Source organism: Streptomyces sp. NPDC087263, from assembly GCF_044744645.1.
GTDB lineage: Bacteria > Actinomycetota > Actinomycetes > Streptomycetales > Streptomycetaceae > Streptomyces.
In genome coordinates, this window is the sequence record NZ_JBIUYT010000003.1 from 736534 (window position 1) to 757310 (window position 20777).

Below are 20777 nucleotides of genomic sequence, written 5' to 3' on the forward strand. Positions count from 1 at the left end.
GAGCCGATGAGCCGATCCGGGAACGCGCACAAGGACCACGAGTCCGGGCCCGCCGCGTACGACGCGACTCCGTACCTGCCGGAGCGGGGCGGGCTCCCCACGTACAGGCAGGCGGCGGCAGACTGCCGAGGCTGCCCCCTCTTCGAGAAGGCCACCCGGACGGTCTTCGGCCAGGGCACGTCCTCGGCGCGGATCGTGCTCGTCAGGGAGCAGCCCGGAGACCAGGAGGACAGGCGGGGCGAGCCCTTCGTCGGTCCGGCCGGCCGACTGCTGGACAAGGCCCTGGGAGAGGCTGGTATCGACCGGGACACCACGTATGTCACCAACGCGGTGAAGCACTTCAAGTTCACCCTCGCCGAAGGTGGCAAGCGCCGTATCCACAAGGCACCGGACCTGCGAGAGCTGAGCGCCTGCCGGCCCTGGCTCCAGGCCGAGCTGCACCTGATCCGGCCGGACGTGGTGGTGGCCCTCGGCGCGACGGCCGGGAAAGCGCTGCTCGGACGTTCGTTCCGCGTGACCAGGGACCGCGGAACACTCATCCCGCTGCCGGATGAGGACAGGCGTGACGAAGAGGCGGAGCGCTGGGTGGTGGCGACACTTCATCCTTCGGCCGTGCTGCGCTCCGATGACAGGGAAGCCGCCTACGCGGGTCTGGTGGCGGACCTGGAAGTCGCCGCGAGGGCCTTGGAAGGCCGTTGAGAGCAGCGTGTGTCTGGCTTTCCCGCCGCCGCTGAGGGGGACGCGGTCCGTAGCCGAAACACGGCAGTACGTGAAGGACCGGCCCTCATCCGGCCGGACGCTGAAAGAAGATGAAGCGCAGTGGGTGCGGATGTCGGGACGAAGATCACTACACGGCGGCGGGAGACGGGCTGGGCGAAGGCATGTCGTCGGCGCGGGAAGGGTGCGCGTACCTGCCTTCCGGCGAGGGCCGACCGACCGGCTCGGCAGGAGCAGGCGAGCCCGGATTGGAACATCGTCAGGGGCGAGGACTGACCCGCCTGACCCGCCTCGATCCGCCGCCGGACACCGAGGTCGGGGACGGCTCTCGCTCTGCCGTGCGGTGCGGTGCGGTGCGGGACAGTGTCCGGTGACGTCTTCCGGGCGCGATCCGAGTTGGCGCGGTTCCCGGTCGTGCGGTTGATTCCCACCTCTCGGCACGCGGCCGAGTTGCTCATCACCTGCGCCATGAGGCGAAGGTATTGATCACGCTTGTCCGCCAACGGTGCGGGTCCGGGCTTCTTCGGCTTCCGACGCGGCCTGGTCATCGCAACAACCCCGAGAGTCAGGTGTTGCAACCACCTCTGGAACCCGAGCGTTCCGCTGGGGCCATTCGACAGGTTCGCGGCCACCCGCACCGCCCAACGGCTGACCGGCAAGGAACAGAAGGCCGCTGCCTGCGAGGGCTCTCACGAAGGACGCGGCGCGTCAGTCTTCGTCCGCACTGGACAGAGCTTCGGTGATCATGCGGGTGGCGAAGTCGGGGTCGTTGGTGATGCGGTTGATGTGCTCCGCGAGCAGGAAGGCGGTGGCTTCCAGGGCATTCATCTCCTCGTCAGTCCAGTCCCCGTACTGCTTGCGCCATAGGTTGGGACTCAGGCCGGTGCCCGCGGCGATGACCAGGCCGGCCATGGTGGGAATGGTCCCGGGGCGGATGCTCTTGGGCATCATGCGCAGCGAGGCGACGAGGCTGGGCACCACGTACGCGATGGCGTCTTTGTGCTGGTCTTCGTGGGCCTTCCGCAGCCACGTCATGAACATGTAGATGAGCGTGCATGCGCCGTCCAGCACGTCATTGGCTTCTTTGGGGCCCAGTGACGCGGCGAACTGGCGGGTGAGCGCCTGGTGTTCGGGGTCGGTCCCGCTCTTGGCGTCGTGGATGCCTTTGAGCCGAGAGTCGATCATCATGAGCGCTGCGCCCACATCACCGACGGGAGCGTACTGGGGGTCACAGGGCGATGACACAGGATTCGTCCTCCTCAGGTAGCTGCAACACCACATGATGGGACAGCTTCCGGCGTCCCGCGGGCGCGATCCGACTTACCGCTCCTGAGGGTGAATCGGGCGGCGGAGCCGGGCGGGTCGCGCACCATCCCCGGTACGAAGATCACGAACTGTCGGTGATCTTCGAAGGGGTCCTGTCTTACGTCTCTCCCGTACCGTCCGTCCTGCCGCCATGGCGCTTTCTGTACTGGCCGCACTACTCGCCCCCGCCGCCACTGCCCAGGCCGCTCCGGGCGACACCGTGACCCTCCCGGTGCGCGAGGCCCTCCAGCGCTCCCGATCCAGGACGAGAGCCGGACCGGCTAGGAGCGCAGCAAGTTCAAGCACCGGAACTCCGGCATTCTCGCCGACGGCTGCAACACGAGGGCGGAGCTTCTGACGTCAGAAGCGGTCAGGGCCCCTGAGCAGGGCGCGAACTGTGTCCTCACCGGCGGGCTTTGGTACAGCTCCTACGACGACGCCTACTTCGACAGTGCCCGTCAGCTGGACGTCGACCACCTGTTATCTGTACCTCCGACGGCTTGACCTAAGTTCTTTGCGGGTCAAAGTGTCAGCGGTATGTCGCTGGCGTCCATCCCGGGCCCAGGGAAGACGTCACGTCCGGTTGAGTGCTCTCTGAGCTGTCGCCATCTGAAGTGGCCGGTCATGGGAACGAATCACGGGACGAGCCGAATCAGCGCCAGCCGATCTGGATGCCGTGGTCGGAGCGCGCTTGACCTTGACGTTGGGTCAACCCTCCATCCTTCCGGCAGGAGCTTCCTCGCACTCGCGTGGAACAGCTCCGCGAAGGAGGCAGATGACCATGACGGCACAATCGACCGCCGGTCCGGCGATTCGCGTGCGGGGTCTCGAGAAGTCGTACGGGAAGCTCGAAGTGCTACGCGGTGTGGACTTCGACGTGGCGCCGGGCAGCATCTTCGCCCTGCTCGGCTCCAACGGGGCGGGCAAGACCACGACCGTGAGGATCCTCGCCACGCTCCTGAAGGCCGACGCGGGGACGGCCGGCGTCCATGGCTTCGACGTCGCCACGCAACCGGCGAACGTGCGGGAGTCCATCAGTCTCACCGGGCAGTTCGCCGCCGTCGACGAGATCCTCAGCGGTGGGGAGAACCTCGCCCTCGTCGCCAGGCTGCGCCACCTCAAGGACCCGGGCGCGGTCGCGGATGACCTGCTGAGGCGTTTTTCGCTGAGCGAGGCGGGCGCGCGGAAGGTGTCCACGTATTCGGGTGGGATGCGCCGACGACTGGACATCGCGATGAGTCTCATCGGCAATTCGCCGGTGATCTTCCTGGACGAGCCGACGGCCGGACTCGACCCCGAAGCGCGCATCGAGGTATGGCATGCCGTCAAGGAACTCGCCGGCCACGGAACGACGGTGCTGCTCACCACGCAGTACCTGGACGAGGCCGAGCAACTGGCCGACCGGATCGCGATCCTCCACCAAGGTCGGATCATCGTGAACGGAACCCTCGCCGAACTCAAGCAGCTCTTCCCGCCCGCCACGGTCGAGTACGTCGAGAAGCAGCCGACCCTGGAGGAGATCTTCCTCGCGGTCATCGGCGGCAGGGACGAGAGCGACGCCACCGGCACGACAACTGGGGGACAAGGATGACCGGGTACTTCTTCAGCGATACTGCCGCGCTCACGGGGCGGACCCTGCGCCATGTCACACGCAGTATGGACACCATCATCACGACCGCCATCACGCCGGTCGCCATGATGCTGATGTTCGTCTACGTGTTCGGGGGCGCCATAGATACCGGGTCGGTTTCGTACGTGAACTACATGCTGCCCGGCATCCTGCTCATGACCATCGCATCGGGCATCTCCTACACCGCGTACCGGCTGTTCACCGATGTGAAGAGCGGGATCTTCGAGCGATTCCAGTCCATGCCGATCGCGCGGTCGGGTGTGCTGTGGGCCCATGTCGTCACCTCTCTGGTCGCCAACCTGATCGCGCTCGTGCTTGTCGTGGGCGTCGCTGTGCTCATGGGCTTCCGCTCAGGGGCAGGAGTGTCGGCATGGCTCGCGGTCGCCGGCATCCTGCTCTTGTTCACCCTGGCGCTGACCTGGCTCGCCGTGATCCCCGGGCTCTCCGCGTCGTCGGTCGAGGGAGCGGGCGCGTTCGCCTATCCGCTCATCTTCCTGCCGTTCGTCAGCTCGGCGTTCGTGCCCACACGGACGATGCCCGGCCCGGTGCGCTGGTTCGCCGAGCAGCAGCCGGTGACGTCGATCGTCAACACGATCCGTGCTCTGTTTGCAGGGCAGCCGGTCGGCGACGACATCTGGATCGCGCTCGCGTGGTGTGTGGGCATCCTCGTCGTGGCGTACGTCTTCGCGATGATCGCCTATCGCCGGAAGATCGCCTGAGGCAAGCTGAGACCCATGCTCACCATCAGCCAGCTGGCGACGTACGCCGGGGTGACGGTACGGGCGGTACGCCACTATCACCAGATCGGGCTGCTGCCCGAGCCCGAGCGCGACCGGTCCGGGTACCGGACCTACGACGCTGCCGCGGTCGTGCGCCTGATCCGTATCCGCACCCTGGCCGATGCAGGCGTGCCGCTGGCCAGGGTGCAGGAACTCCTCGACGCCGGCCCGGAGGAGTTCGTCGGCGGCGTCCAGGAGATCGACAAGGATCTGCGCGCCGAGATCCGGCGGTTGCAGGGCACCCGCCAGCGGCTCGCCCGGCTCGCCGTCGGAGAGCACCTGGCGCTGCCGCGGAGCGTCGTGGACTACCTCGACCGGCTGCGCGGTCTCGGCGTCGAGGAGCGGTACATCGAGATGGAGCGGGATGCCTGGATCATGATCGCCGCCCAGGTGCCGCACCTGATCGACTCCGTGATCGCCAAGAAGCACGAGGAACTGGACGACCCCGACATGGTGAAGCTCTACAGCCTTCTCAGCGGGGCACTCGACTGGCCGGCCGACGACCCGCGGATCGTCGAGGTCGCCGACATCATGGAGCGCCTGATGATTCGCGCTGTGGAGGCCGGCGAGGTGGGTGCCGACGACGGCATCGATGACCAGTTCGTCGACCTGCTGGACTCAACCATGCTTGAGTCCGCACCGGGCGCCGAACTGGTGTTGGCGATTTTGAAGGAGCGTGGCTGGAGGGGCTGGACCCGCATCGAGCGAGTGCCTGCCGACATGCTCAACACTGAACTGCCGCCATCTTGAAGTGGCAGGTCAGGGGCCTGGTGTGACGTTGTTCGAGGGTGCTCGTGCCGACCGGGGCGGCAGTTTGCCGTGCAGTTCGTCTGGCACGGCGGGTTCGGGGTTTCCGCCTAGTCGTCGCCAGTGCCGCTCGTACGATCAGTCTGCGTCGAACACGGCAAGACGGTGCCGGAGCTCCAGGTTCTTTCCGTGGGCCACCTCCAGGGCCTTCCGTAGCTGCGTGATCTCCTCGCGGTGGGCCCCTGCTGCTGTTCTGACAGGCGCGCGCTCAATGCGCGCACGGCCGCCGAGGTCGATGACGGCGCCTCGGTGTCAGCCTGGCGCACAGCGGGGATTTGGCCGTGCTTCGCGCGATGAGGTTCGATCATGCTTCGGAGCTGAGGGTGTCTGTAGAGGAAGTCGGTACTCACTCCTGCCTCACGGGCAACGGCGGTGAAGCTGATGGCCTGGCCGGTCCTAACCATTTGGGCGAGGTCGGTTCGGGCTTGTTCGTCGGCGTCCGTGGTGCGCGCTTCCGCCGCCTGGTGCAGATGCTCTGGTAGAGGGCTCACAGTTTGGGTTCCTCGCTTTGAGCGGCGGGCGGTTCCGCCTGATCTGGTGTGCCGGCTCCGCGCACCGCGTGAAGTGTTCTCACCGTCCTGAACGCCGACGCGATCGAGTGCAACGAGGACCTTGGACAGGGCGTTCGTCTTGGCGAGCCGTCCGGAGAGCCAGACGTTGTCCTTGCCCATGAGCTGTCCGGGGCGCGAGACGAACTGAGTCTGCCGTCGGGCGATCAGGGCTTCGGCCTGCTCGAGTGGGAGCTTGAGCTCGTCCTGGTGGCCGGCGTCCGTGACCAACTTGTCGCAGGTCAGGCAGGCGTTTCCCTTTGAACAGACCCGCTTGGGCGGCAGCATGCACCACCCGTTCGGCAGTACCCGGTCAGCGCTCTGGTCCAGGTGCAGGAGGTCGCACAGGTCGCTCGGGTCGAAGTCGGCGGTTCGGCCGTCGGCGGTGACCTTCTTGTAGCGCAGGAACTCGCGCTCGGCGGTAACCGCGAGGGTTTTGGCGTAGTGCATGGACGTCACGCTGGAGGACGGCACCACTGTGTCGTCCGACCGGGTCTTTGTCGCCGTGTGCACCTGCCGGCGCAGCCGCACCTACCCGTGGTGCGACACCAGTCACCGCAGGTCCGAGCGGCCGAGACGGCCGGACGGGGGAGCCGCCTGCGACTCCTGAGCCCGTCGATGGTGCTCGACCGGCCGTCCGACCGGCTCCGTGCGGCGCGGGAACTTCCGCCGTGCGAGAAGCCACGAGAGGGGTACTCGCCCCGTTGGGGGGCCACGGACAGCTGACAGGGTCGGCCGTGTGGCCCTTCGGCTTTCCGCGGACGGAGGCCGCGAGCAAGCGGTGACGGGACCGAGGATCGTATTCGCGCAGGTGACCAGCGAGGGAGATGAGCGTCGTGGTGCAGATCGGGTACACGATGATGACCGAGCAGACCGGTCCACGGGAACTGGTGGGCCATGTGGTCGGCGCCGAGCGTGCCGGCTTCGATTTCTCGGTTACGTCCGATCACTACTTCCCCTGGCTGGAGTCCCAAGGGCACGCCCCCTACGCGTGGAGCGTGCTCGGCGCCGCCGCGCAGGCCACCGAACGCATTCCGCTGATGACGTACGTGACGTGCCCGACGACCCGCTACCACCCGGCGGTCGTCGCCCAGAAGGCCGCCACACTCCAACTCCTGTCCCAGGGACGGTTCCGCCTCGGTCTTGGCTCCGGGGAGAACCTCAACGAGCATGTGGTGGGAAGCGGTTGGCCCGCCGCGCACGTCCGGCTGGCGAAGCTGGAGGAGGCAGTGGAGATCATCCGCGCGCTCCTGGCGGGGGAGAACGTCAACCACCACGGTGCCCACTTCGACGTGGAGAACGCCAAGGTGTGGGACCTGCCGGACACACCCCTGCCGATCGGTGTCGCCGTCTCCGGTGACAGCTCGTGCGAACTCGCCGGTCGGCTCGCCGACTTGCTGATCGCCACGGAACCCAGGCCGGAACTGATCTCCGCGTTCGACCGGTACGGCGGCACGGGCAAGCCCAAGGTCGGCCAACTGCCCATCTGTTACGACGCCGACCGCGACGCGGCGGTCGCCCGTGCCCACGACCAGTTCCGCTGGTTCGGCGGCGGCTGGCCGGTCAACTCCGAGCTGCCCGGACCCGCCGCGTTCGAGGGTGCCACGCAGTTCGTACGGCCCGAGGACGTGGCCCGGTCCATTCCCTGCGGTGACGACCCGCAGGCGGTCGTCGAGGCCGTACGGCCTTACGTGGACGCGGGGTTCACCGAGGTCGCGCTCGTCCAGATCGGCGGCGACAACCAGGAGCCGTACCTCGAATGGGCCGAACAGAAGCTGCTCCCCGCCCTCCGTGAACTGTGAGTCCGCGATGACCACGAAACGCGCCGCGATCTTCGACGTCGACGGAACCCTCGTCGACACCAACCACCTCCATGTCGTCACCTGGTGGGAGGCGTTCAGACAGGGCGGTCACCGCGTCCCCATGCGGGAGATCCACCGGGCCGTGGGCCTCGCCAGCGGCGACCTGATCGAGCACCTGCTGGGGAAGGACCGCGACCCCGAGGACGACGAGCGGCTCGTCGCGGCCCACCACGCCCTCTACGCCACCTACTTCGAGCGGCTGCCGGCGCTGGACGCGGCGGGCAGCCTGTTGCGCGCACTGGCCCGGCGGGGCTGGACGATCGTGCTGGCGACCTCGGCGAGCGGTCCGGAACTGGCCGCGCTGCGCCGTGCGATCGACGCGGACGACGTCATCCTCGGGGCGGCCAGCGCGGACGACGTCGCCGACGGCAAACCCGCGCCCGACCCTGTCCGACAGGCCAGGGAACTCGCCGGTGTCCCGAGCGAACGGGCCGTGTTCGTCGGCGACACCGTGTGGGACATGAAGGCCGCAGTACGGGACGGAGTGGTCCAGGTGGCGGTGCTGTCCGGCGGGATCCCGCGCGCGGACCTGGAGGCGGCCGGCGCCCACGCCGTGTACAGGGACCCCGCCGACCTCCTCGACCACCTCGACATCAGCGTCTTCGCCGACCGGGAGTGACCGGACCCTTCGGCGGTACGAGGTCAGCCCGTGGTGCGTGCCGAGTCGTCCTGGACACCGGTGGACACAGACAGGGTGCAGCCCACGTCGTCCGTTGACACCACCAAGGAGGAACGGTTCCCGGCGAGGAACGAGGAATCCGTCGGGCGTAAATCCGGACCGCTCGTGTGTGTCCGGGGCTCAGATGTGTACGCGCACGTCATGGCCGAGTCGAAACGAGAGACAGAGCGGAAGTACGAAGCGCCCTGGCGAACCAAGCTTCACCTGGGGCCTGTTGTACGGACAGGAGCAAGCCGCGGCCGACCGGGGCGAACGGGAGCTGCCGCCCGTGTGGGCCGAGGCTTCGCGACGCAGGCTGCGCACGGCGCTCCACCGCTGAGCGGGGTTGATCTGCTGGAGCATCACGTCGTCTCCTGGGCATCGCGACCGGCGCGTCAACGCAGCGCTCGGCAAGGCCTGCTCGCCGAGGGCCCGGTGCCGACCTGGGCGTGAGCGCCGCCTCCTACCTGGACGCGGGAGGGTCCCCGCCGTCGGCCGTCGGCGAGGACCGGGCTCTGGTCCAGGACCACCTCTCCGCGCCGGCCCACCGGGCGGCGGCTGAGCGAGGACTCCGGTACTCACTCGGGCTCGTCAGCGAAGAAGTCCGCCAGGGCGGCGGCGAGGGCGTCCGGTGCCTGTTCGGCCATGTGGTGGCCGGAGTCGATGCCGTGGCCGCGGACGTCGTCCGCCCACCGGCGCCAGATCTCAAGGGGGTCGCCGTAGAGATGCTCAAGGTCGTCCCGGAGCGACCACAGGATCAGCGCCGGGCAGCGAATGAGGTGGCCGACGTCCCGGTCCTCCTCCTCGTGCCGTCTGTCGATGGTCAGGCCGGCCCGGTAGTCCTCCAGCATGGCGCGCACCACGGCGGGGTTCCGTGTCGCCTCTCGCCACTCGTCGTGGTTCTCCTGGCCCATGCTGTGCGGGTCGCCGCGGTACCAGCTGTCCGGGTCCGCGTTGATGACCCGCTCGGGAATGTCCGGCTGGGCGAAGAAGAACCAGTGCCACCATCGCGTGGCGAACTCGGCCGTGATGCGCGTCAGGTGTTCGGTGAGGGGAAGGCAGTCGAGCAGTGCCACCCGCGAGACCGCGCCGGGGTGATCGAGCGCGAGGCGCAACGCGACGGCGCCTCCTCGGTCGTGTCCGGCCAGCCTGAACCGGTCATGGCCCAGCGTGCGCATGACCGCGACCACGTCACCGGCGACCGCTCGCTTGGAGTGTCCCGCGTGGTCCTCCGTGGCAACCGGACCGCGGGAACGGCCGTACCCCCTCAGGTCGGGGCAGACGACGGTGAAGCCGCGCCGGACAAGAAGGGGTGCTACGCGGTGCCAGGTCGAGGACGTCCGGGGATGGCCGTGGAGCAGTACCACCGGCGGCCCCTCGCCGCCGTGGCGGACGAAGACCGACGCTTCATCGAGCTGAACCCACCTGGTCTCGAAGCCCTCGAACAAGACCGACCCCTCTCCCATCGCGTTGTCACCGCCCTGGCAGCGCTGCCCTGCTTTCGTGGACACCGCACGGTTGCACGTCTCGTCACAGATGCGCCCGCATGGCGGACGCGGGGTCCCGGAGCCCGGCCGCGGAAGACGCGGCCCTGGCGAAGGACCGTGGCCGTGGCCCGGGGCAGCCGATCGTGGGAGAGCTGCGCTCCGTGACCTTCGGCGCTTTCAGCCCCTTCCCTTGGGCCTCAGCCGGGCCAGGTTCCGGTCAGGCGACGGATGGTGGCGGCGCCTGCGCGGTCGACGGATGCCTTGACCGCGGCGAAGATCGCTCCTTGCAGTACGGCGGCGAGCAGTACTTCGCCCCAGGAGCGTTCCTCGTCGGTGGCGTCCGGGGCATCCGCGTCGTGGCCGAGCACCTTCCACGCCTGCTTGAACACGGCTCCGGCGGCCATGCCGCTGACGGCGCCGAATGCCAGGCCGACGGGCTTGTAGGCGATCTTCGATGCCTTCACCCGGCTCACCCCTTCCGGCGGTAGGTCAGCCACACCGCGACGGCGACGCCGGCCGCCGCCAGCAGCGCGGTGCGGTTGTCCCGCGCCAGCCCCGCTCCCTGCGCCGCCTTCCGCCGTACCGGCTCGGGCGCCTTCTCCTGCCATACGCGACCGGCCTGGGCCGCCGCGGCGTGGGCCTGCCCGGAAGCCTGGGCGGCTTTGTCCCTGACCGGGTCGGGCAGTTTGTCCTGTGCCTGGTGGGCCAGGTCGGCGCCCTTCGCCTTCAGTTCCCTGGCTTTGAGGGCGGCCTGTTCCTTGAGGTCGCCGGCCTTCGTGGCGGCCTGCTCCTTCGCCTCGGCGACTTCTTCCTTGGCGCGCGCCTTGACGTCGGCCTTGGTCGCCAGCGCTTCGACCGTCCGACCGAGTTCGGTCCGGACCTGTTCGACCTGCTTCCGGAATTCTTCGGGGTCGGCAGCGGTGGGATGGTTGTCGGACGGCTGAGTCATCGCCGGACACTCTCCTTGATCTCGGTCACGTCGGCCTTCACGCTGTCGATCGTCTCCTCGGGCAGAGGCGGCGCGGCACGGCCGACCTGCTTCTTCCCACTCCGAGCGAGCACCCCGGCGATCACGCCCAGAACCGCCGCGACGATCAGCGCCGCCGCCCACACCGGCAGCGGCACCGCCAGCGCGGCGATCGCGGTGGCGACCAGCGCCTGCAGCATCAGGAAGCCGACGACGCCTGCGCCGCCGAACAGACCCCCGCCTTTGCCGTAGCGTTGACCCTTCTCCTTCATCTCGGCCTGCGCCAGCCGCAGTTCGCCCCGCACCAGCTCGGTCAGTTGGTGTGAGGCTCGCTGCACCAGCTCGCTCATCGGTTCCTGGCCCGAGCGGTCCGTACTGCGGGAGTCCGCGACGTGTGGCTGTGTGTTCGACACAGGGGTCCTCTCCTCTCCTTGTGGGCGCCTGCGGGCCGGGCCGCAGGCACGCGCCCGACCGTCCGATGACCGTGCGAGTACCCCGGACGGGCGAGTTCAGAGCAGGGAGCGGCCTGAGGGTTCGGGCGCGCCCGCTCGGTGTTCTCGTCCACGGCGGGACCCCTATGCCCGCGCGGGGCAGCAAATCCGGACCTGGCGGTCTTCCCGCTGCCTGCCGTGGATGCTTCATCCCTCACTCGGCCTGCGTACGTCCGCTTCGTCCCACGTGTGCGTGGAGCGGGGCTGGGTGTACGGCTCGGCCGTCGGCGGCAGGCCCCTGCCCTCGGCGGGGTGGCGCAGGATGGTCCCTTCCTCGATGCGGTAGGCGTTGGAGCGGCCGTTGCGCGTGTGGCCTCGTCCACGCACGCGGCCTGCCGGAGTGTGCGCCGGCCCGGGGCGGGTACCCGCCCCGGGCCGGAGGGGCAAGGCCACGGACCTGAAGGAGACTCGTATGACCAGCAGTACGGAGACCGGTGGCGCCACGGGAACGCCGGACAGGGACTACAACCTGATCTGGTATGTGGAAGCGTGCTTGAGCAACGCGCTGCGGTTGGAGACGTACATCGCGGATGCGGAGCGCGAGAAGGACACCGAGGTCGCGGATCTCTTCCGCAAGGCCCAGGCCGACAGTCGCAAGGGTGCCGACATTGGCAAGCGGCTTCTGCGTTCGCGCCTGGACGGAGCCTGAGTAGCACCTTGTCCGCCGTGAGTACCGCGTCCCGCGTGAAGCTACGCCGGACGCGGTACTCACCGCGGACCCGCGGGGCGGTCGCCGAGAGAGCCTGCCTCGTGTCTTCCCATCAGGGAAACAAGGCGATACCGATGACGATCAGCGCGATGACGCCGAGGACGAGCGCGGCGGCCAGCCAAGGACTGCGGTGCTTCACCGGAGCTATGGGTTTCGCCCCCAGCGTGGCCGGCCCTCCGGTGGGGTGAGGTGGGTCGGACGGTCCCGTGAGTAGAGTTCCTCGTCTCGTCGGTTGTCCATGGGAACTCCGCCCAGAACGCACGACGACGCTCGTCGCTCCCGGGCCGTAGGCCGCAAAGGAATCGGAGCCGACTCGCTCAGGGGTCGTTCCGGCAGTGCGCGGCGATCCGGGTTCCGCGTGGGGAGTCGCGGGACAGGATCCGGCGCGTCGGGAGCCCTGCCGGTCAGTTCACCGGGTGGCCCGGGGTGATGCCGCGGGCGTCGCTCAGGGACAGTGGAGGGGCTGGGCTGCCTCCGAGGTTCTCCGCCGCCTCCGGGGCGAGGAGGAAACCGACGTGGTCGCCGCCGTCGATCCGATTTTCCACGCGACCGACGAACCAGGCCGGTGCCTCGTCGAGGATCACGGACCCGCCTGGTCCCGGGTGCCAGGGGACGTCGGCGAACTTGTCAGTCCGGTCGCCGGTCTCGCCGCCGAAGAGCCGGGCCAGTCGGTCCTGGTCCCGGTGGAGGAGATGGACCGCGAGCCGCTCGGCGTGCTCAGCCACGCCGTACGTGTGATTGGCCCTGGACAACCAGACCACGAACCGGGCGGGCCGAATCGAGCACTGCGAACCGAACCCGACCAGGCAGCCGGACCTCTCACCGGCGGCCTCGGCGGTGACGACGTACATCGGACAGTCGAGCAGGTCGGTGAACGGATCGAGATCGGTCACGGTACGTGGCTCCCGGCTCAAGGGATCGGATGCTGCGGAAATGTTCGGCCGTCTCGGCGACCTCGCGCTGCGGTCCTCACGCAGTGCTCGGAACTGGGCGGTTCGGCGAGGAGTTCGGCAGGAGTCGTCGCCAAGTGGCTTCCGGCCCGCTCACGGAGGTCGTCAGTGCGCGGAACGCGACGCTCCGCCGAACAGCCGGGCGAGTGCCCGGAACGGCAGCGTAACGACGGTGGCGATCGCACTGCCGATGCTGCGGAGCACGTCTGCGATGGCGCGGAACATGGAGACCTCCAGGATTTGTCTACGTCTTGAGTGAATGCCAGTGACGAGTACCCGCCGGGGCATCAGGTACTCGGTGGCGAAAGGGGCGTCCCGGCCCGGCTCGACCCTGCGTCGGCTCCCGTACCGCTTCTCCCGTCGGCTCAGCTGTTGAGGATGCCCGGGAGGGCCAGCACCGCCAGCAGGGTCGTGCCCATCAGCATCCAGGCCACGTAGTCGCCGATGTGGCCGGACTGCAGGCGTCGTAGCGGAGCCGTCCATGACCGCTCGCCCAGCAGCTTCGGGCGCGTCACGGCGAGCGCGGCGAGGCCGAGGGCCAGCAGTGTCGAGGTGAGGCCATGGAGCACCCGGGTGTCACGGCCCTTGTCGACCAGTTGCGGATCCGGGGAGATCTTGAAGGTCTCCATCCGCCACGGCTGGAGAGCGAAGGCGTGCCAGATCCGCAGCACGCTCGCGGGTGAGATCCCCATGGCTTCGGCGAGCTCCCGCTGCGACCAGTGCGTCCCGGCCTCGGGTGCTTCTTCGAGGGTGCGGACCACGACTTCTTCCACCTGGGCGTCGGTGATGGTCCGCGGGTGCCCCGGGCCTTGGATCATCCGACAGCCCGTCCAGTCGGTGACGCAGAAACCGGGTGCGCCACTTGGCGACGGTGCCGCGGTTCACGCCCAGCCGGGCAGCTACGGCCATGTTCGGCCCGCCCTCCGCGCACGCCAGGACGATCCGCGCCCGCAGAGCGAGCCCCTGAGCGGTCCTGCGGCGCTTGGCCCAGTTGTTCAACGCCTGCCGCTCGGTCTCACTCGGCACCAGCGGCTCCAGCCTGCTGTCGCCCACACCCGACAGCAGACCGCAGCGAACAGGCGCCGGCCACGCAAACCCGTGAAGGGACGGAAAACAACTCATCTGGTGCTGCGGCAACTCTCACCTTGCGCAGTGGATCGTCCCGCACTCCGGGTGGTCACGCCGCCGAGGCCGTAGCTGCCGAGGGCGCCGTAGCGGGGGAAGCTGTTCGGCGCCGAGCTCGGACCGACGGGTGGCAGGGGCTGCCATTCTGAAGAACCACGCCAGAGCGGCCCTGGCGACGAGGGCTTCGTCATCCGGACGGCCACCATCGGTTCTGCCAAGTTCGGCCGGCCCTGCGGCCGCTCGGCGCAGGGCAAAATCGTCGCTACCTGCACAGGTGGTGTCCGAAGCGGGGCGTCGTCTCTCCCGCTCGTGCGAGTGGCGGCGGTTCTCCGGGCAGCCTCGCGAGTACCCCGGTTGGCTGAGGGCCCAGCGGGGCGTGAGTCGCGTCGCTGGTGAAGGGGCGGGCTCGTGGCTTCAGCACGCGGGGGCGCGGTTCAGTCCTCCTCGACGACCCGTACGGTGTTCAGTCGCTGGTCGGCCGCGTCCGGCAGGAACATGCCTGCCTCGACTCCAGTGGCGAGGTATTTCAGTACGGGCTCAGTGAGGCGTTCGCCGGGCAGGGCCACGGGGATGCCGGGCGGGTAGGGGGTGATCATCTCGGCGGCGATCCTGCCGACGGCTTCTGCCGTGGGGACCTTCGTGTGCTGGGCGAAGTAGGCGTCGCGGGGCTGGCGGGCCTGGTCCATCCGCAGTTCGGCGGGTGACGGGACGGCGACCTGGGGGGCATCCCGCAGTTCGGCGGCGTGGTCGGCAAGGTCGCGCAGGGCCGTCAGGAGACGGGTGGTGGTCTGCTCGTCGTCGGCGTGGGTGAGCTGTGCGCTGATACGTCGGTGGTCGAAGAGATGGGCGTCGATGTGATGGTGGGTACGCAGCCAGTCGGCGGCGCGGTAGCCGGTGCTGCCCAGTTCGCCGATGTCCATGACGGCCGGGAGCGGGTCGAAGTCGTGGGCGAGGTCGGGGCCGCAGAAGTCCTTCGTGTCGTGAACGTGGAAGCCGTCGATCGCTTCGACAGCCGCGCGGGTGCGTGCCGCCAACTCCAGTGCCCTGCCGAGGAGTTCGTGGCCGTACTGGACCATTTGCCGACGCCAGGCGTCGATGCCGGCGTAGATCAGGACGTTCGGACTGGTCGTGCCGAGGAGGTCGGCCCGCGAATCCAGTTCGGCAGGATCGATGAGGTCGCCTTGGAGGTGGAACACCGAGCCCTGTTCCAGACCGCTGCCCATCTTGTGGATGCTGGTCACACAGATGTCGGCGCCGGCGTCCATGGCCCATGACGGCAGGTCGTCGTGGAAGGGGAGGTGTGCTCCCCATGCCTCATCCACGATGAGAGGCTTGCCGAGCCGGTGGCAGACGTCGGCGATGCTTTTGAGGTCGGCGGCGGCTCCGTACGGTGTGGGGCTGGTGACCAGGGCACCGTCTGCGTCCGGATGCTCTGCGAACGCCTTGGCGTAGGCCGCAGCCGAGGGGGGATGGGCGAGGTGGCGGGATGTGTCCCATTGGGGTTCCACCCACACGGGCTCGACACCGGACAGGACGAGTCCGGCCACCACCGACTTGTGGGCGTCCCGTCCGACGAGGAGTCGGTGGCCGGGAGAGGTGACCGCCAGCATGGCGGCCTTCACCGACAGAGAGCTGCCGCAGGTCGAGAAGAACGTGTGGTCCGCGTGTACCGCGTCGGCCATGAGGTTCTCGGCCCGCTCCAGTACGCGGCCCCGGGCGAGCCGGTCGTCCAGGCCGCCGTTGGCCAGGACGTCACCGTAGAAGACGGCGTCGCCCAGTACCGCGCGGGCGCGGGGGTCCGCGCCGCGTGCCTGTTTGTGGCCCGGGGGAGTGAACCCCAGTTCGTCCGCGTCCGCGTAGCGGGCGAGCGCTTCGAGAATCGGGGCCTCAGCCTGGTTCGCAGCCATGGCGGCCGGGTTCCCCGCGGCGTGGCGATCATGCAGGCCAGGGCTACCGGCACCGCCACGACCACTCGCCGCTCAGTACTCGCCCCGGACGATGTCCCACTCCGCGCCCGTGTGCGCCGCAACCGGGGAACCGCCGCTTTCCACCGCGCGGGCCCACCTACGTACGCCGTTGCCGTGGCGGTGACGGGCCTTCGCCCAACTGCTCCTGGTCACCTGCAGGACTTCTTCTGCTGGGCAGTGGGCGCGGTCACGGCGCTTCAAGTCCTCTCTGCGGGGCCTCGGCGTAGGTGAAGGCCTCCTCCTCCCACTCGCAGTCGATGCCCAACTCCTCGACGATCTCGGCGGCATGGCTGATGGCGGCGGGCTGTGAGCGCGCGTACAGCCGCGCGCCCTCGTGGCCACGGGTGCGGCCGAGATGGTCGTAGACCAGCGTGTGCAGAGCGGTCAGCTTGGCCGCCTTGCGACTGTGACCCCGGCGGCGAGCCGTCCGGCCTTCAGTACGGCCACGTCGACTCCCTGACTGGCCAGTTCCCAGGCCGCACCGAGTCCCGCGATGCCGCCGGCGACCACCGCGACGTCGACGGAGAGGTCAGGGACGGCGGGGGAGCGGGCTCGCCCGGCGGTGCGGTCTCCAGCCAGTACGATCCCTTGATTTCAGCCTCGGTTCCTGCCTCGTGTTCACGGCCGTCGGGTTCCCCCGCGGCGACGGGATACGCGAAGCTACGCCAGCAGCCGGAGCACGGCTTCTTCCACGACACCCTGCGTGGCGGGTTCGCCGAAGCGAACCCCTGCGCCCAGGTCGTCGAGCGCCGGGGCGATGGTCCGGCCTTCCTCGAAGAGTTCGACGACCCTGGGGTTGATGTACGAGGCGCGGCAGACCGCGGGCGTGTTCCCCAGGTAACCCGCCACCTCATGGACGGCGCGCGTGACCGCGCGTCGGCGGGCGGTGCGGGATGCCGCGGCGACGGGTTCCGCCACGGCGAGGGCGACGGCCGCGAGGACGGTGGCGTGCCAGGTGCGGAAGTCCTTGGCCGTGATGTCGGTGTCCGTGCGCTCGCGCAGATAGGCGTTGAGATCGTCCGCGTGCACGTCGTGCCAGGCGCCGGCCTGCCAGTAGGCGAAGAGGCGCTCGCTGTCGCCACGGCGGCGCAGCAGCGAGCGCAGGGCCCGGCAGACGGACTCCTCGGCCAGCGTCTGCGACACATCCTTCGCGTCCTTGGCCGGATAGGCGAAGCGCACCTCGCCGTGGTGGCACGAGACGTGTTCGCGGAGCAGCGTGGTGAGACCGTGAGTCTCGTTGTCACGGCGGTACGACTCGTTCCCGATCCGGAAGAACCCCAGGTCGAGCAGGCGTGCCGCGCAGGCCAGCACACGATCCCGGCATAGGCCCCGGGCCTTGAGGTCCTCGGCCGTGTGCTTCCGCAGCCGGGGCAGGGCGGGGGCCACTTCGAGGACGTGCTCGTGCTTGGCTGCCTCCTGCTGCTCCCGGAACCGCGGGTGGTAGAGGTACTGGCGTCGTCCCGCGGCATCGGTGCCGGTCGCCTGGATGTGCCCGTTGGCGTCAGGGCAGATCCACACGTCCTTCCACGCGGGCGGTACGACCAGGTCGCGCAGGCGTTGCCTTTCGCCCCCGTCGGTGATGGGGCGGCCACCGGGATCGACGTAGCGGAACCCTCGCCCGCAGCGGATCCGGGTGATTCCCGGCCGGTGGACGTCGCTGTCGCGCAACCGGACCTGCCGCTGTGAACCGCCGTGCGACGGCGCGGAGTTCACGTTCATGGCCTGGTGCGGTCCGCGGCGCCTGCCGGGCGGTGCAGCATCCGGAAAGTCAGCAGGAGGGTGATCGGCCACAGCGCGGCGAGGCACCACAGGACGGCGGAGTCGGAGGTGAGGACTCCCACGACGAGGAGGAGCAGTGACGCACACGTCAGGGCGGCCACCAATGGGGGCAGCCACGGCCGGGCCACCGAGTGGCGCATCCGCCGGGCCGGGCGTCCGTCCTGGCGGAGTTCCGCCTCGATACGCCACAGCGCCAGGCGTTCCTGCGACGACAGTGCGACGTCATCGGGGTTGTTTCGGCTTTCCACGGTGAGTACCTCATTCGTCCCGTGCCGAGGCACCGGACCGCTCCGCTCCGGGTCGGCGCTGGAGTCCTCGGTGCTGATGTCCGGACGAGTTCCCCGCAAAAACCGGCCGACGCCTTCCAGCGGGCGGGTCGGAGCCTTCGTACGGCTTTCCCGGTACTCGGTGCCTCGCACGCGCCATAGCAGCCGACCCGCTCCTGAAGGGGCCGGCCTCGGCGGGGAACCATATGAAGAGGGACTCGTGAGTACGGTCAAGGAAGCAGTCGACGTGGAGGTTCCACTCCGCGCGGCCTGCGTCAGTGGACTCCAGCAACGGCCAGGTAACCCGCACCCTTCGGGCGCGCGCATCACGGAGGCGGCTTTCGGCGCAGTGGTCGGTCTCACGGTTCAGGTGAGCCTGGCTTTCGAACCTGCGCGATCAGTTCCCTGGCCGGCGAGACGATCCGTTCGCAACGCTGCCGGGAGATGTTCCCGATCCGGTCGGCCATGACGTCCACCACCACCTCTTGCCCCGGGCCGGGCCGAACATCATGTGGCCGTCAACCAGGCAGCCGGACCCGGCCACTCACCACGGTGACGGGGCGCGAGATACGGCGGCAGGGCGCGAGCAGGGGGCGCTCGAAGCACGCCCATGCCTCCAACCCTCCTTCAGACAGGGATGGTTACCGAGGCATCCGAGGAGTCGGGCTACGGCGTTTCAGCAACACCGCTCCGTGAGGCCACCGCTGACGACAGTGACGACAGTGATGACGGCATGCCCGCACCTGATAGCGGCTGGAGCAGTCAAACGCCGACCCCGTCGTGACGAACAGTCACACACCGGACATCCCGCCTGTGCGCGCCCAGGTTCATCGGGTCGCACACGCCTCACGACACGAGTGGAAGGACACCCGCTAGGCGTGACGGACTCCGTTGTGGGGCGACTTGGGCTATTCGAGTTATATCTGATGACTTTTGCGGTGTCTCGATACATCTTTTGACGTTCTATGACATTCACTACAGGCCTGGTCAATAAGTACGACAATCATCCCGGCTTGAAGGAGTCCAGCATGGTCAAGTCCTCTTCCCTCCGCTTCCGTAGCGTCCGCGGGGGTGCCGCGGTGGCCGTCGTGGTCGCTGGTGCCACCCTGGCCGGATCGGGAGGTGCCTACGCCGCTCCCGGTGACAGCGGGGCCATCGACATCCGCTCGGTCGACTGGCACTCGCGCGGCGGCGACGGAGTCGAGGTCTGCGAGTTCGTCCTCTCCGCCAGCAACTTCGAGTCGTTGCCGGCGGTCGCTTGGACGATCACCGCGCAGCCCCCGACCATGCCACCCGGCGACACGTTGCAGAGCACGCTGCCGCTGATCAACGGCTCGGCGGACAGCGCGAAGTACCGGCTCCCGCAGGGCACGTACCAGCTGGTGTGGATCACCCCTGCGGGCCCCAAGACGAAGAGGTTCTCCGTCGACTGCCACCGCCAGGAGACCCAGCGCCGCGGCCCCGCGGAAATCGGCCCGGGCAAGGAATATCACAAGCCCATCGGAGCGGTGCCGGCAGGTGGCGGAGGCGTCCCGGACCTGGAGAACGTCAGCTCCCAGAGCGACTCGAACGCCGGGACCGCCGCCGCCCTGACCGCCGGCGGGATCGCCGTCTCCGCGCTGATCATGATCCGTCGAGCCGCGCGTCGCCGTGCCCGCAACGAGGCATAGCCAAAGCCGACGGCGACGGCAACGCGGACCCAGTCGTGCGTGCCGTCTGTCGATGACGCTGTGTGCGACCTTCTCGCTGGTGACCGGCATCGTCTGGGCGGTTTCAGACTCCGCCGACGGGCCCCCGGTCACCGCCGCCCGCGCCGGTGACGCCGCGGGCGGCGGTGACGCGCCGCCCCAACAGGCCCCGCACACACCCCTGGCGCGCTCCCGGCCGGTCAAAATCGCCATTCCCGCCATCTTCATCGAGGCCCCGGTCACCGGCCTCGACCTCGACAACAAGGGCCGGCTGGGCGCTCCACCACTGAGCACGCCGAAAGTGGTGGGCTGGTTCCGCAACGGCCCGTCACCCGGCGAGGCGGGAACCTCCCTGATCGTCGGTCATCGCGACACCAGGACCGGACCGGCGATCTTCCTCAACCTCAACAGCCTGCACCGAGGCGACACGGTGAAGGTCAGCCGGGCCGACCGGGCAACCGCCATCTTCACCGTCGACGAGGTGAAGAAGTACGCGAAAGACAAGTTCCCCGACAACAAGGTGTACGGAACCACCAACCGTCCCGAACTTCGACTGATGACGTGCGGAGGAAGCTTCGACAAGAGGCACGGCTACTCAGCCAACGTCGTCGTCTTCGCCCACCTGACCTCGCTCAAGAAGCGGACAGCCTGAGCACGGAAAGCGATGCGGAAACGGCCGGCACCTCACGGCGAGGTGACCGGCCCGCCCGCGTGTCCGCGTTGGGTCTGCAGACACGATCCAGCGTCCGGACCGAGGAGACGCGGCGGCCCGCAGCAAGGCAGCTTCAGCGCGGCCGCCTCGGAGTCGGCACGCGCCGCGAAGCCGAGGGTGAGCCATCCTTCTGCGCGGGTGCGGACACAGGGGGCGAGGGCGGGGAGGCCGAAACCGTTGTCGATGTGCGTCAGCGTCACGCAGGGCGTGCACGGCGACATCGTGCGGGGAAGTCGCATGACGCCCGGTGAGCTGGTGGGTCAGGCCGCGAGGGCGAAGCGGGTGCGGTAGATCTCGATATGCAAGCAAGCGTGTTCATCCTGACAAGGG

General features: G+C 68.9%; 25 protein-coding genes and 2 pseudogenes. 10 read left to right on the forward strand and 17 right to left on the reverse strand.

The window, feature by feature from the left end; translation table 11 throughout:
* Positions 1-6 precede the first annotated feature (6 nt).
* Positions 7-699 (forward strand): UdgX family uracil-DNA binding protein, encoded by a 693-nt coding sequence (locus ACIPC1_RS12715; RefSeq protein ID WP_402516091.1) that lies wholly within the window; start codon positions 7-9, stop codon positions 697-699.
* A gap of 726 nt (positions 700-1425) precedes the next feature.
* On the opposite strand, the gene ACIPC1_RS12720 is transcribed toward ACIPC1_RS12715, so the two are convergent.
* Entirely contained in the window at positions 1426-1962 is a 537-nt protein-coding gene (locus ACIPC1_RS12720) for a hypothetical protein (RefSeq protein ID WP_402516093.1), read from the reverse strand.
* 841 nt (positions 1963-2803) lie between these two features.
* Between ACIPC1_RS12720 and ACIPC1_RS12725 the strand changes: the two genes are divergently transcribed.
* From ACIPC1_RS12725 to ACIPC1_RS12735, 3 genes are read left to right on the forward strand one after another with little or no spacing between them, the layout of a single operon-like run.
* Positions 2804-3613 carry an ABC transporter ATP-binding protein gene (locus ACIPC1_RS12725; RefSeq protein ID WP_402516094.1) on the forward strand — a complete coding sequence of 270 codons (810 nt, stop codon included), beginning with the start codon at positions 2804-2806 and terminating at the stop codon, positions 3611-3613.
* A complete protein-coding gene (locus ACIPC1_RS12730) occupies positions 3610-4371 on the forward strand; it encodes an ABC transporter permease (protein ID WP_402516097.1) in 762 nt (253 codons plus the stop codon). The genes ACIPC1_RS12725 and ACIPC1_RS12730 overlap by 4 nt, the downstream gene beginning before the upstream one ends.
* Before the next feature lie 15 nt (positions 4372-4386).
* Positions 4387-5181: a MerR family transcriptional regulator gene (locus ACIPC1_RS12735; protein WP_402516099.1), complete on the forward strand. Its 795-nt coding sequence runs from the start codon at positions 4387-4389 to the stop codon at positions 5179-5181.
* Positions 5182-5288: 107 nt separating this feature from the next.
* On the opposite strand, the gene ACIPC1_RS12740 is transcribed toward ACIPC1_RS12735, so the two are convergent.
* Positions 5289-6236 (reverse strand): DUF6262 family protein, encoded by a 948-nt coding sequence (locus tag ACIPC1_RS12740; RefSeq protein WP_402516100.1) that lies wholly within the window; start codon positions 6234-6236, stop codon positions 5289-5291.
* Here ACIPC1_RS12740 and ACIPC1_RS12745 point away from each other — a divergent pair.
* The 3 genes from ACIPC1_RS12745 to ACIPC1_RS12755 all read left to right on the forward strand — a co-directional run bounded on the left by ACIPC1_RS12745 (position 6235) and on the right by ACIPC1_RS12755 (position 8267).
* The gene (locus tag ACIPC1_RS12745) at positions 6235-6396 is read left to right on the forward strand and encodes a CDGSH iron-sulfur domain-containing protein (protein ID WP_402516103.1); all 162 of its coding nucleotides are present in this window, start codon (positions 6235-6237) and stop codon (positions 6394-6396) included. The two genes, ACIPC1_RS12740 and ACIPC1_RS12745, sit on opposite strands and share 2 nt — an antisense overlap.
* Before the next feature lie 226 nt (positions 6397-6622).
* A complete protein-coding gene (locus ACIPC1_RS12750; RefSeq protein ID WP_402516106.1) occupies positions 6623-7588 on the forward strand; it encodes an LLM class F420-dependent oxidoreductase in 966 nt (321 codons plus the stop codon).
* Between the two features lie 7 nt (positions 7589-7595).
* On the forward strand, positions 7596-8267 hold the full coding sequence (locus ACIPC1_RS12755; protein ID WP_402516108.1) for an HAD family hydrolase: 672 nt from the start codon (positions 7596-7598) through the stop codon (positions 8265-8267).
* A gap of 617 nt (positions 8268-8884) precedes the next feature.
* Here ACIPC1_RS12755 and ACIPC1_RS12760 read toward each other — a convergent pair.
* The 5 genes from ACIPC1_RS12760 to ACIPC1_RS12780 all read right to left on the reverse strand — a co-directional run bounded on the left by ACIPC1_RS12760 (position 8885) and on the right by ACIPC1_RS12780 (position 11578).
* A complete protein-coding gene (locus ACIPC1_RS12760) occupies positions 8885-9754 on the reverse strand; it encodes an alpha/beta hydrolase (protein ID WP_402516316.1) in 870 nt (289 codons plus the stop codon).
* Between the two features lie 236 nt (positions 9755-9990).
* On the reverse strand, positions 9991-10257 hold the full coding sequence (locus tag ACIPC1_RS12765) for a DUF4235 domain-containing protein (RefSeq protein ID WP_402516111.1): 267 nt from the start codon (positions 10255-10257) through the stop codon (positions 9991-9993).
* Positions 10258-10262: 5 nt separating this feature from the next.
* The gene (locus tag ACIPC1_RS12770) at positions 10263-10742 is read right to left on the reverse strand and encodes a DUF3618 domain-containing protein (protein WP_402516113.1); all 480 of its coding nucleotides are present in this window, start codon (positions 10740-10742) and stop codon (positions 10263-10265) included.
* Complete coding sequence (locus ACIPC1_RS12775) at positions 10739-11110, reverse strand: phage holin family protein (protein ID WP_384388013.1); 372 nt, start codon at positions 11108-11110, stop codon at positions 10739-10741. Before ACIPC1_RS12775 ends, ACIPC1_RS12770 begins: the two co-directional genes overlap by 4 nt.
* Before the next feature lie 288 nt (positions 11111-11398).
* On the reverse strand, positions 11399-11578 hold the full coding sequence (locus tag ACIPC1_RS12780; RefSeq protein WP_402516114.1) for a hypothetical protein: 180 nt from the start codon (positions 11576-11578) through the stop codon (positions 11399-11401).
* Between the two features lie 85 nt (positions 11579-11663).
* Here ACIPC1_RS12780 and ACIPC1_RS12785 point away from each other — a divergent pair, with 85 nt between their 5' ends.
* Positions 11664-11900 (forward strand): hypothetical protein, encoded by a 237-nt coding sequence (locus ACIPC1_RS12785; RefSeq protein WP_402516116.1) that lies wholly within the window; start codon positions 11664-11666, stop codon positions 11898-11900.
* A gap of 464 nt (positions 11901-12364) precedes the next feature.
* Here the strand turns inward: ACIPC1_RS12785 and ACIPC1_RS12790 are convergent, their stop codons facing one another.
* From ACIPC1_RS12790 to ACIPC1_RS12830, 9 genes and pseudogenes are all read right to left on the reverse strand, one after another.
* The gene (locus tag ACIPC1_RS12790) at positions 12365-12853 is read right to left on the reverse strand and encodes a flavin reductase family protein (RefSeq protein ID WP_402516118.1); all 489 of its coding nucleotides are present in this window, start codon (positions 12851-12853) and stop codon (positions 12365-12367) included.
* Positions 12854-13015: 162 nt separating this feature from the next.
* Positions 13016-13135, reverse strand: a complete 120-nt coding sequence (locus ACIPC1_RS12795) for an LPFR motif small protein (RefSeq protein ID WP_328833325.1) — start codon at positions 13133-13135, stop codon at positions 13016-13018.
* Between the two features lie 140 nt (positions 13136-13275).
* Positions 13276-13479 (reverse strand): annotated as a pseudogene (locus tag ACIPC1_RS12800) (NADH-quinone oxidoreductase subunit D); the annotation flags it as partial.
* 7 nt (positions 13480-13486) lie between these two features.
* Positions 13487-14032 (reverse strand): helix-turn-helix domain-containing protein, encoded by a 546-nt coding sequence (locus ACIPC1_RS12805; RefSeq protein WP_402516319.1) that lies wholly within the window; start codon positions 14030-14032, stop codon positions 13487-13489.
* A 437-nt stretch (positions 14033-14469) separates the two neighbouring features.
* The gene (locus ACIPC1_RS12810) at positions 14470-15942 is read right to left on the reverse strand and encodes an aminotransferase class I/II-fold pyridoxal phosphate-dependent enzyme (protein ID WP_402516119.1); all 1473 of its coding nucleotides are present in this window, start codon (positions 15940-15942) and stop codon (positions 14470-14472) included.
* A 72-nt stretch (positions 15943-16014) separates the two neighbouring features.
* Positions 16015-16155, reverse strand: coding sequence for a hypothetical protein (locus tag ACIPC1_RS12815; protein ID WP_402516121.1), 141 nt, complete (start codon positions 16153-16155; stop codon positions 16015-16017).
* Positions 16156-16207: 52 nt separating this feature from the next.
* A pseudogene (locus ACIPC1_RS12820) lies at positions 16208-16624 on the reverse strand (FAD-dependent oxidoreductase); the annotation flags it as partial.
* A gap of 38 nt (positions 16625-16662) precedes the next feature.
* Positions 16663-17721 (reverse strand): DNA topoisomerase IB, encoded by a 1059-nt coding sequence (locus tag ACIPC1_RS12825; protein ID WP_402516122.1) that lies wholly within the window; start codon positions 17719-17721, stop codon positions 16663-16665.
* Positions 17718-18029, reverse strand: coding sequence for a DUF3040 domain-containing protein (locus ACIPC1_RS12830; RefSeq protein WP_402516123.1), 312 nt, complete (start codon positions 18027-18029; stop codon positions 17718-17720). The genes ACIPC1_RS12825 and ACIPC1_RS12830 overlap by 4 nt, the downstream gene beginning before the upstream one ends.
* Before the next feature lie 1046 nt (positions 18030-19075).
* Here ACIPC1_RS12830 and ACIPC1_RS12835 point away from each other — a divergent pair.
* Positions 19076-19717, forward strand: a complete 642-nt coding sequence (locus tag ACIPC1_RS12835; protein WP_402516124.1) for a hypothetical protein — start codon at positions 19076-19078, stop codon at positions 19715-19717.
* Between the two features lie 52 nt (positions 19718-19769).
* The gene (locus ACIPC1_RS12840) at positions 19770-20387 is read left to right on the forward strand and encodes a class F sortase (RefSeq protein WP_402516126.1); all 618 of its coding nucleotides are present in this window, start codon (positions 19770-19772) and stop codon (positions 20385-20387) included.
* A gap of 32 nt (positions 20388-20419) precedes the next feature.
* Here ACIPC1_RS12840 and ACIPC1_RS12845 read toward each other — a convergent pair whose 3' ends face one another.
* On the reverse strand, positions 20420-20647 hold the full coding sequence (locus ACIPC1_RS12845) for a hypothetical protein (protein WP_402516128.1): 228 nt from the start codon (positions 20645-20647) through the stop codon (positions 20420-20422).
* Positions 20648-20777: the final 130 nt, after the last annotated feature.